Annotated in this window: 9 protein-coding genes and 1 tRNA gene; 7 read left to right on the top strand and 3 right to left on the bottom strand. The window is 69.0% G+C overall.

Features of this window, described 5'->3' with window-relative positions; genetic code table 11:
* Positions 1–144 precede the first annotated feature (144 nt).
* The 4 genes from PCA_RS00830 (at position 145) to PCA_RS00815 (ending at position 2,371) form a co-directional block, all read left to right on the top strand.
* A complete protein-coding gene (locus PCA_RS00830) occupies positions 145–579 on the top strand; it encodes a hypothetical protein (protein WP_181300206.1) in 435 nt (144 codons plus the stop codon).
* Positions 572–1,087, top strand: a complete 516-nt coding sequence (locus tag PCA_RS00825; RefSeq protein ID WP_181300205.1) for a hypothetical protein — start codon at positions 572–574, stop codon at positions 1,085–1,087. The genes PCA_RS00830 and PCA_RS00825 overlap by 8 nt, the downstream gene beginning before the upstream one ends.
* 118 nt (positions 1,088–1,205) lie before the next feature.
* Entirely contained in the window at positions 1,206–1,871 is a 666-nt protein-coding gene (locus PCA_RS00820) for a hypothetical protein (protein WP_181300204.1), read from the top strand.
* Positions 1,872–2,101: 230 nt separating this feature from the next.
* On the top strand, positions 2,102–2,371 hold the full coding sequence (locus tag PCA_RS00815) for an AlpA family phage regulatory protein (RefSeq protein ID WP_343204384.1): 270 nt from the start codon (positions 2,102–2,104) through the stop codon (positions 2,369–2,371).
* Positions 2,372–2,461: 90 nt separating this feature from the next.
* On the opposite strand, the gene PCA_RS00810 is transcribed toward PCA_RS00815, so the two are convergent.
* From PCA_RS00810 to PCA_RS00800, 3 genes are all read right to left on the bottom strand, one after another.
* Positions 2,462–4,252 (bottom strand): sensor domain-containing diguanylate cyclase, encoded by a 1,791-nt coding sequence (locus tag PCA_RS00810; RefSeq protein WP_181300203.1) that lies wholly within the window; start codon positions 4,250–4,252, stop codon positions 2,462–2,464.
* Between the two features lie 460 nt (positions 4,253–4,712).
* Entirely contained in the window at positions 4,713–5,105 is a 393-nt protein-coding gene (locus PCA_RS00805; protein WP_181300202.1) for an HU family DNA-binding protein, read from the bottom strand.
* A 144-nt stretch (positions 5,106–5,249) separates the two neighbouring features.
* On the bottom strand, positions 5,250–7,190 hold the full coding sequence (locus PCA_RS00800) for a formylglycine-generating enzyme family protein (RefSeq protein WP_181300201.1): 1,941 nt from the start codon (positions 7,188–7,190) through the stop codon (positions 5,250–5,252).
* A gap of 74 nt (positions 7,191–7,264) precedes the next feature.
* On the opposite strand from PCA_RS00800, the gene PCA_RS00795 reads away from it, so the two are divergent.
* From PCA_RS00795 to PCA_RS00785, 3 genes are all read left to right on the top strand, one after another.
* On the top strand, positions 7,265–8,377 hold the full coding sequence (locus tag PCA_RS00795) for an HRDC domain-containing protein (RefSeq protein WP_181300200.1): 1,113 nt from the start codon (positions 7,265–7,267) through the stop codon (positions 8,375–8,377).
* A gap of 60 nt (positions 8,378–8,437) precedes the next feature.
* Positions 8,438–9,379, top strand: coding sequence for a Dyp-type peroxidase (locus PCA_RS00790; protein WP_181300199.1), 942 nt, complete (start codon positions 8,438–8,440; stop codon positions 9,377–9,379).
* A gap of 67 nt (positions 9,380–9,446) precedes the next feature.
* A tRNA-Ala gene (locus tag PCA_RS00785) sits at positions 9,447–9,522 on the top strand.
* Positions 9,523–9,740: the final 218 nt, after the last annotated feature.

The following is a 9,740-nucleotide window of genomic DNA, read 5'->3' as shown; positions in this document are numbered from 1 at the left end:
GCCTCCCCATGGAGACCGGCAGGCGCCCCCGTGCGCGTTGACGAACCACCGACAGCGACCGCGCCAGCGGGAGCATGCACAGGCGGCCATGCCGCCGAGGACCAAGACGCAATGACGCAAGCAACACCCAGCATCACCATCCACATGCCCGACCCCGATAGCCTGCGGAAGATCGCGGACAACCTGAGCGAGGCCGACAGGGCCGACCTGGAAGCCGTGGGCCACACCGACGCGCACAAGGTCATCACCGAGGCCGTAGCGGGCGCCCGTGAGGCATACATCGCCCGATGGAACGGCGAGCCGCAGGCCGTGTTCGGCGTGACCGATTACGTCCACGACCACCACCACGGCATCCCGTGGCTGCTGTCCACCGGTAGCACGCCGCCGAGCACGCGTGAGTTCCTGAAGCTGGCGCGGTGCGCCGTCGCCGGCTGGTCTCCGATGTACCTGTCCCTGTGCAACGTCGCCGGAGCGCAGCACCCCACGGCACATGCACTGTTGAAGGCGCTGGGCTTCCACCTGGGCGCCGAGCACCAGCTCAACGGCCACAACTTCACGGAATACGCCCGCCATGTGTGAGCCCACCACGATCACGCTGGCCGCTACGTCCGTCCTGTCGGCGGCGATGGCCGTTCGGAACGCGAACCAGCAGAAGCACGCCGTGGAAGCGCAGGCAAAGCGCCAGCAGGACCAGATCAACCAGCAGGCGTCCGCACAGGTGCAGGACCGCATGACCGCTGCCCGACAGGCCCGAGCATCCGCCCGTGCTGCTGCCGCTGAATCCGGTGTGTCCGGTAACTCTGTCGCCGCCCAGCTCAACGATTTCATGCAGCAGGCCGGGACGGACGTTGCCCGCATCGAGAAGAACCGACAGAACGGCAACGCGGAGACCAGCATCGCGGCCAAGAGCCGCTTTGCGGAGATCAACGGGCAACTCACGTCGAGCCTGATCGGTGCCGCCGAGACTGGCGGGAAGGCGTACATGGGCCACCGTGTGGCCGTGGATGAATGGGCCGCAGCGAACCCCGTCCCGGTCGGCCCCTCCCTGCGCAGCGAGTTGATGAAGAAGTACGGCATATCGGGCTGATCGCCCGAGCCTCACCGACCCCACGCACAGACACGCCCCGTTCGCCTTCCCCGGAAGGTGACGGGCGACTGTGCCCACGACACATGCAGGCGGCCATGCCGCCGAGGATCAAGACGCAATGAAGAAGAAGCAGCAAGCCCCGACCACGTATACCACCGATGCAGACGGCCAGCGCCTTGCGCATGTCGCCATGGCGAACACCGACCAGCGCGCCACGTTGTACGCCGAGGACCTGGACCGCCTGCTGGTGGCGGGATGGTCGCAGCACTGGAGCTGGTGCAAGACCAACCCGCGCTTCCGGTACGTGCTGGCATACGCACGGACGCCGGCAGGCAAACAACGGTCGATCACGATTGCCCGGCTGATCGCTGGCGCAGGCAAAGGCCAAGTGGTCGAGTACATCGACGGCGACCGCTCCAACCTGCGCAGGGACAACCTGCGGATTGTCCGAGGCAGCGGCCGAACACAGACACCCGCTGATGCGGTCCTGCCGTGCCACCCGTGCAACCTGCCGGACACCTGGCAGGGGACCATTGAGGCCCCGCAGGAAGCCGCAGGGAACGCCCATGCAGGCGCCTCGCAGCGTGTCCCCTGTACCACCCCATCAGGCACCCCACGGGAGCCTCAGGAAGTGCGGAATGCACATCAGCGAGACCCCATGCTTCCGCCGGTCGCCCATGTGCCCCGCGTGATTGATCGGGCAGCACTGTCGGCGCGTGTGCGCCAGCAGATGACACAGCGGTCGCAGCAGCAGGACCAGCAGGACCAGCAGGACCAGCAATAACCCCGAGGCCCGACCGGGGCCGAAATATTCATACCGCGAATTTCCGTGGGGGTATCAAAGGGTCAGGCAGCGCGAGCTTCCCCCCGTATCCCCCTCGGCCCCTCAGCGGCCCCTCAGCGGCCCCGGCAGGCTTCCCCCATACACACCAGCGCCCGCGCCAGCGGGAGCAACCACAGCGCACCCCGGCCAGACCATCGGCCGGATGTCTGCGCGTGCCTTGAACGAACACCATGGATCACATGATGACCACAGTCACCACCAGCACCAGCACCCGCCTGCTTCGCCTGCGGGAAGTTCTCCACCGCATCGGCGTAGGCCGCACCACGTTGTACCGATGGGTGCGTCTTGGACAGTTCCCGCGTCCCCGGTCACTCACGCCCAACGGCAGCACCGTCGCATGGATGGAGGCGGAAGTAGAGGCATGGATCACCAGCAAGCCGGCCACGTCCGGGGGTACTTCCTGGGGTACATTCGCCAGCGATGCCCCGCAGGCCGCATGAAACAAGGCTTTGTGGTGCCGACCTCGGCACCAATTCAAAGCCGCCCCATGCCTGGCAGGGGCGGCTTTTTCATGCCTGCCTTTCGGCGGCTCAGCCGAACGTCTGGATGACGTAGCGGTGGCGACCGGAGGTTTTCGCCGCGTACAACGCGCAGTCGCTCATCCGCAGGATGTCCTCCGGCGCCACCTTGTTCGCGGAGCGGACCACCAGGCAGCCGCAGCTGATCGTGACGTGGCCGTTCGGCGAATCGGCATGCACGATGGCCAGCGCGTCGACGGCTTCGAACAGGCGGTCCAGCACCTGTTGCGGTTCGCCGCCGTCGGCAAGGACGAACGCGAATTCCTCGCCGCCGTAGCGGGCGATGAAATCCGATTGCCGCATCACCGACTGCATCGCGGAGGCAATCGCGGAAAGCGCGGCGTCGCCGTACAGATGGCCGTAGCGGTCGTTCAGCGCCTTGAAGTGATCGATGTCGACCATGCCGATGCAGAACGGCGTGCGCGCCTCCGCGGCGTGCATGCAGAGGTGTTCGATCGCGCTGTTCAGCAGGCGCCGGTTCGGCAGCCCGGTGAGCGGATCTTCCAGGCAGCGGCGTTCAAGCGAGGATTTCTCCAGCTCCAGCGCGCGGTTCGCGTTCCGCAGCGCGGTCTCGTTGCGCCAGGCATCGGTGATGTCGACGATGAAGCCGACCACCCGTACCACCCGGGCGTTTTCATGCTGCACGTGCGCCGCCGAACGCAACCAGCGCCCCTCGCCGTCCGGACGGACGATGCGGAAGATCAGCACATGCTCGCCAGCCTCGCTCGTCGACTCGGTGAGGGCGCGGAGGTAGTCGTCCGCGGCTTCGAGGTCGTCGGGATGGATCAGCGGCCGGAACTGGTCGAGGAAGCGCACCGGGCGCAGTGCGTCCAGCCCCATGATGCCGTGCCAGGCCTCGTCGCACTGCCAGGTCTGCTGCACGACGTCGTAATCCCAGATGCCGAGGCCGCCGATGCGCGCGGCGATCGCCAGGCGCTGCTCGCTTGCCTGCAGCGCGCCCAGCGCCTCCTTCTCCAGCGTCACCTCGCGCGACACGCACAGGATCGCCGAGGGCGAACCATCGGCGCTCAGGACCGGCGTGAGCATGTTGTCCCAGTACTGGGTCTTGCCGCCGGGTAGCACGCTGCGTCCGGGGAAACGGCCGAATTTCCCGGCGCGCGCCTGTTCCAGCTCGCGCTCGCCCCGGGCCCGGACGTCTTCGGGCAGCAGCGCCAGCCAGGGCATGCCGAACGACGAATCCTCGGGCACGCCCAGCGCGCGGCAACCGGCCTTGTTCATGTGCACCAGGGTGCCGTCGAGCGCGATCAGCTTGATGCAGTCCACGCTGATGTCGAGCATGTCCGCCTGCATCGACGCGCGGCGGCGCAATTCGACTTCCGTGCGCTTGAGGTGCCGGATGTCGGTACAGGTGCACAGGTAGAAGACCGACGCGGACGGGGTGTTGAACGACTGCAGTTGCAGCAGGAACCAGTCCGGCAGGCCGTGGCGGTTCGCGAGCCGGCATTCGAGACTGGTGGACTGGCGGCGCACGCACAGCGCATGCAGGTGCGAGAACGCTTCGTAGCGGTCCGCCGGGTGGATCAACTGCGCCCACTGCTGGGTTGCCGCCTCGACGGCGAGCGGCGCGAAGCCACGCCAGGCCGCATTCAGTCCCGTCACGATGCCGGTCGCGTCCACCAGGCACGCGGGGTAGGCAAGCCGTTCGATGAAGGCCGCTGCGGCGGCCATCTCCGAAGCCTGGGTGTCCGCCGTGCCGTAATGCGTGGCAAGCGGGCTCGCGGGCCATTGCAGCAGATCGACCGCCGTCCTGGTGTCGGCGTGGATGGAGGCATGCTCACCCATGTTCGCCCTCGGCATTCGCATCGCAAGCTATGTCTTATAGGCACACGGCGGGAAATTGACGTGAACTTCCCGCCGATGACCAGAGCCGCCTCGAAACAGGGACGGTTTCGGACGGTCCGAAAACAGCGGCACACGCACCCCCGACTCGCTGCTGAGCCAGCCCGCGGGCACCCGGTCCACCTGTCGACCGCGGGCCACCGAGCTTGCGCCGAACGGACGGCACGCGGAGCCGAACGATTGCGAATCCAGGACGCACTCGATGGTGGCGGGAACCCCGATGCCGGCATGTTAGCCCACTCCCGGACATTTTGGACGACCGTCCGAAACCCCGGTTCCACCCCGGATCGCGCCTGCCCCGCCGGCGCAGATTTCCCGTGCAGCGGACAAGACAAAGGCCGCTTGCGCGGCCTTTGCGGTACTTCCTGCAGGACGCCTGCCGAGGGGGCAGGCGTCGAGGCGCTCAGAGCGCGGCGTCCTTGAGCTTCTTCAGCGGACGCACCTTCACCTTCACCGTGGCCGGCTTGGCGGCGAACACCTGTTCCTGCTTGGTGAACGGGTTGATGCCGGTGCGCTTCGGCTTGGCCGGCACCTGCACGGCGTTGACCTTGAACAGACCCGGCAGGGTGAACTGGCCGGCGCCCTTCTTGTGCACGGCGCCCAGCACGGCGTGCTCCAGCGCGGCAAGCACGGCCTTGACGTGCTTGGTCTCGACGCTGGTCTGCTGGGCGATGTGGGAGATCAGGCCGGACTTGCTGAGCGCGTCCTTGATCGGCTTGATCGCGGCGGGAGCGGCTTTCGGCGCCGGCTTGGCGGCCTTGGCGGGGGCTTTCTTGGCAGTGGTCTTGGTAGCCATGGGCATCCATCGTGGTTGAGTAAGGCACCGCCTCCAGCGAGGCGGTGGCCGTTCGGCATGCACAATCTACGCGAATTTCAGGGCTTTGGTTAGTGCAATGCGCGCGAAGCGGTGCCGACGGCCGACCCGGCCGCCGCCGCGGGCTCAAAGTTCGCGCACCACCCGGAAGCCGACGCGCCCGCTGCGCACGCCGGCGTCGGCACCCTGCCGCCAGGCCGAGCGCGCCTGGTCCGGCGAACTGCCCCAGGAACCGCCGCGCAGCACGCGCACGCCGCAACCGGGGTTGAGCCACGCGCTGCCGTCGACGGGCGCGCGGATGTAGTTGTCGTGCCAGCAGTCGGCCATCCACTCGGAGACGTTGCCGCCCATGTCGTACAGGCCGAACGGATTGGCTGCGAAGCTCATCGCCGGCGCCGGTCCCCAGTAGCCGTCGTCGTAGCCGCGGAACGCGTGGTTCCAGCGCCGGCCACTGGGCGAGCGGTCGCGCGAGCCGGTGAGGTTCTCCACCTTGCGCTGCGGCATGTCGTCGCCCCACCAGTAGCGCGTGGTGGTGCCGCCGCGCAGCGCGTAGGCGAACTCGGCCTCGCTGGGCAGGCGGTATTTCTTGCCGGTGCGCTTGGCGAGCCAGTCGGCGTAGGCCTTGGCGTCGGCCCAGGAAACGTTGACCACCGGCAGGTTGTCGGCGGCCGTGTGCCCGGCATAGTCGTCCTGCCAGGTGGCGTTGCCGTCGTCGCGCATCGCGCCGCTGCGCTCGTCGTAGACGCTGGCGCCGCCGTGCTTTACCGAGTCGGGAACGTAGCCGCTCTCGCGCACGAATTCGCGGAACTGGCCCACGGTGATCGCGCTGCGCGACATCGCGAAGCCCTGCTCGATGCTTACCTTGTGCAGCGGCTGCTCGGACGCGCTGCGGCCGCTGTCGTCGTCGGCCGCGCCCATCATGAAGCTGCCGGTGGGGATCACCACCATCGCCGGCGATTGCCCGGGCAGGTCGACGTAGCGGTCGCTGAACACCTGGCCGGGCTTGTAGCTGGCGTACAACTGCGCGTTGACCAGTTGCTGCTCGAACGCGGCGAGGCCTTCCAGTTGCGGACTGGTGGCCTGCGCCTGGGCGGCGAGCTGCCGCGCCAGCGCAAGGTTGCCCGCGTCCAGCGCGGAGTGCGCCTGCGCCAGCACGCCGCTGGCGCGCGCGACGCGCATGTCCTCCACCCGCTGGCGCACGTCGTGCAATTGCTGCGAGCCGGGGCGGATCGCCTGCGCCTCGACCAGCACCTTGTCCGCCCGGGCGAAATCGTTCTGCGCCACCGCGGCGAGCGCGCGGTCGAGCACCACGTGCTGCACGTCCAGCACGCCCTGCTCCGCCACCGCGTTCTGCGGATCGAGCTGCTGCACCTGCCGGTAGATGTCCAGCGCACTGCGGCCGGCCGGCTCGTCGGCCTTGCCCTGCTGCAGCAGACCGGCCGCCTTGGCGAGCAGCGGGCGAACGTCGGTGAGCGTCTTCAACGCGGCCGTGAAGCGCGCCACGTCGTCCTTACTGTCCGGCAACTGCTGCAGCGTCGCCAGCTGGTCGGTGGCGTCTTCGGCGTTGCCCAGCGCGAGGTCGCGCTCGATCTGCGCCACCAGCCGCGCGCGCACGTCGATCACGCCCTGCGCCGCGCGGCGGCTGTCGGGCTTGTCCTTCGCTGCCTGCAGATAGAGCGCCGCGGCGCCGTCCTTGTCGCCGGCCAGGCGGCCGGCCGCCAGCGCCTTGGCGGCGCGGTCCAACAGCGCGCGCAGCCTGGGTGGATCGGGCGTGAGCTGCTCCGGCAATCTGGTGTGCTCGCGGCTGAGCCGCGCGGCGATCACCGCAGTGGGCGCCAGGGTCAACGGCGGCCCCGCGTTCAGTTCCTCGGTCGCCGGCTCGTTGGCGGCCGCCGCGCCGCCGGGCGCGGCGGCCGGCAGCGTCGGCAGGTTGCGCCGCGCGACCTCGCCCGGTTCGGCATGGAACAGGCGCGGGAAGAAGTGGTAGCCGAGGCCGAATGCCAGCACCAGGATGCCGATCATGCCGCCGAGCGTGCGTTGGCGATGCAGCGTGGTGTTGCTCGGCATGCTGGGCGTTCCCGGATCGGCCTGTTATCGTGCGCCGCTCACCTTATGTCACCACCGATGACGGAGCAATCCACGTGTCCCTGCCCGATGTCACCGCCGACTGGATCGCCGACCGCGCCGCGCTGCAAGCCTGGCTGGACGACGTGCCGGCGGACGCCTTGATCGGCGTCGACACCGAGTTCATGCGCCGCGATACCTTCCACCCGCAGCTCGCCCTGCTGCAACTGGGTTGCCGCGGGCGGCACGCGTTGGTCGACCCGCTGGCGTTCGCGATCGGCGATGCGCTGCAGCCCGCGCTGGGCACGCGCGGCGGCGTCACGGTGATGCACAGCGCCGGCGAGGACCTGGAAACGCTGGAGCCGCTGCTGCCCGGCGGCCCGCACACGCTGTTCGACACCCAGATCGCCGCCGCGTTCGCCGGCATGGGGCTGGGCATCAGCTACCGCGCGCTGGTCGCGGAACTCTGCGGCGACGATCTGGACAAGGGCGAGACGCGCTCGGACTGGATGCAGCGCCCGCTCACCGCCTCGCAGCGCAGCTACGCCACGCTGGACGTGGTGTACCTGGAATCCATCCACGCCCAGCTCGCCGAACGCCTGCACCGGCGCGACCGCGCGGCGTGGCATGCCGAGGACTGCGCCCGGCTCAAGCAGCGGGCCACCCACCGCGAGGGCGACCCGCAGCCGCAGCGCGCGCTGCGCGGCGCCGCCGAATGGTCGCCCGCGCAGCAGGCCTTGCTGCGCCGCGTGCTGCTGTGGCGCGACCGCAGCGCACGCGTGCTGGACCGCCCGCGCCCGTGGCTGCTGGACGATGCGCTGGCGCTGAGCCTGGCCCAGCATCCGCCGGCCAGCCTCGCCGAGCTGGAACAGCGCAGCCGCGGCCAGCGCGCCCTGCGCAGCGCCCAGCGCAGCGAACTGTTCGCGCTGCTGCAGTCGCCGGTGGGTGACGAGGAGATCGCCGCCACCGCCGCCATCCCCGCGCATCCGCAGGGCGAGGCCAAGCAGGCGCTGAACGCGATGAAGAACCTGGTCGACGCCCGCGCCGGCGAACTGGACCTGCCGCCCGGCCTGCTCTGCCCGCGCAAGGTGCTGGAGGAATACGTGGTCACCCGCGAGTGGCCGGACTTCCTCGGCGGCTGGCGCCGCGAGGTGCTGCACGAGCGCCTGCCGGCCCTGCTGCCCGGCTGAGCGCTTGGGAAATCCGCGACGGCCTGACTACACTGCGCAAAATCCCCGCGAGGAGTCGACGTGCCTTCCGTCATTCCGCAACCGGTCGTGGCAAGGCTCACGCCTGCCGCCATCTTCCTGGTCGTCACCCTGCAGCCGGAACCGTCGCATCGCGCGACCGTGCGGGCGCTGTGCGGCGAGCTGGCCGCGCTGGTGCGCGCGGTGGGTTTCCGCGACCTGGACGGGGCCTTGTCGTGCGTCATGGGCGTGGGCTCGGACGCATGGGACCGGCTGTTCGGCGCACCGCGGCCGCGGGAACTGCACCCGTTCCGCGAACTGCAGGGGCGGCACCACGCGGTCTCCACGCCGGGCGACCTGCTGTTCCACATCCGTGCCGTCAGCATGGACCTGTGCTTCGAGCTGGCCACCCAGATCATGGGGCGCCTCGGCGATGCGGTCGCCGGCGCCGACGAGGTGCACGGCTTCAAGTACTTCGACGAACGCGACCTGCTCGGCTTCGTCGACGGCACCGAGAACCCGGTGGACCAGGCCGCGGTCGAGGCCGTGGTCATCGGCGGCGAAGATCCCGGCTTCGCCGGCGGCAGCTACGTGATCGTGCAGAAATACCTGCACGACCTGAAAAGCTGGAACACGCTGCCGGTCGAGCTGCAGGAAAAGATCATCGGCCGCACCAAGCAGACCAACATCGAACTGGACGACGCGGCGAAGCCCAGCTCCGCGCACAACGCCCTCACCACCATCGTCGAGAACGGCGAGGAACTGGACATCCTGCGCGACAACATGCCGTTCGGCGACGTCGGCAAGGGCGAGTTCGGCACCTATTTCATCGGCTACGCGCGCTCCCCGCAGCGCATCGAGCAGATGCTGGTCAACATGTTCGTCGGCCGCCCGCCGGGCAACTACGACCGCCTGCTGGACTACAGCACCGCCGTCACCGGCTCGCTGTTCTTCGTGCCCACGGCGACGTTCCTGGACGACGCGGCGGAACCGGGCGCCGCCTGAAACCCCCGTTCCCGCGTCCGGGGTCTTGGCGGCACGCCGCCCCGCTGCTAATATGCCCGACTCGCGTGGGGCGGTAGCTCAGCTGGGAGAGCGTCGCGTTCGCAATGCGAAGGTCGAGGGTTCGATCCCCTTCCGCTCCACCAACTTACCCAGCATGAAACAGCGGCATACGCATCGGCGTATGCCGCTGTTTTTCTTTGCGCACCACGGTTTGCCCGCGGCGCCGGGCCAGATGTGTGCCAGACCCTGCATCACCTGCGGCAGCAAGCACGCAGGATTCGCCCGGGTGGAATCGACGGACGCCCGCCTGCGCCATGGCACGTCGCCGGCCACTCGCCAAGCTCGACCAGGACCGCATTCA

Source organism: Rhodanobacter sp. PCA2, assembly GCF_013620825.1.
Classification (GTDB): domain Bacteria; phylum Pseudomonadota; class Gammaproteobacteria; order Xanthomonadales; family Rhodanobacteraceae; genus Rhodanobacter_A.
The sequence above is the reverse complement of the archived record's forward strand: the minus strand, read 5'-3'. Positions and strand labels throughout refer to the sequence as shown.

Coding starts and splice junctions, on each gene's coding strand:
- PCA_RS00830 (WP_181300206.1), top strand. CDS start 145: ATGCCCGACCCCGATAGCCTGCGGAAGATCGCGGACAACCTGAGCGAG.
- PCA_RS00825 (WP_181300205.1), top strand. CDS start 572: ATGTGTGAGCCCACCACGATCACGCTGGCCGCTACGTCCGTCCTGTCG.
- PCA_RS00820 (WP_181300204.1), top strand. CDS start 1,206: ATGAAGAAGAAGCAGCAAGCCCCGACCACGTATACCACCGATGCAGAC.
- PCA_RS00815 (WP_343204384.1), top strand. CDS start 2,102: ATGGATCACATGATGACCACAGTCACCACCAGCACCAGCACCCGCCTG.
- PCA_RS00810 (WP_181300203.1), bottom strand. CDS start 4,252: ATGGGTGAGCATGCCTCCATCCACGCCGACACCAGGACGGCGGTCGAT.
- PCA_RS00805 (WP_181300202.1), bottom strand. CDS start 5,105: ATGGCTACCAAGACCACTGCCAAGAAAGCCCCCGCCAAGGCCGCCAAG.
- PCA_RS00800 (WP_181300201.1), bottom strand. CDS start 7,190: ATGCCGAGCAACACCACGCTGCATCGCCAACGCACGCTCGGCGGCATG.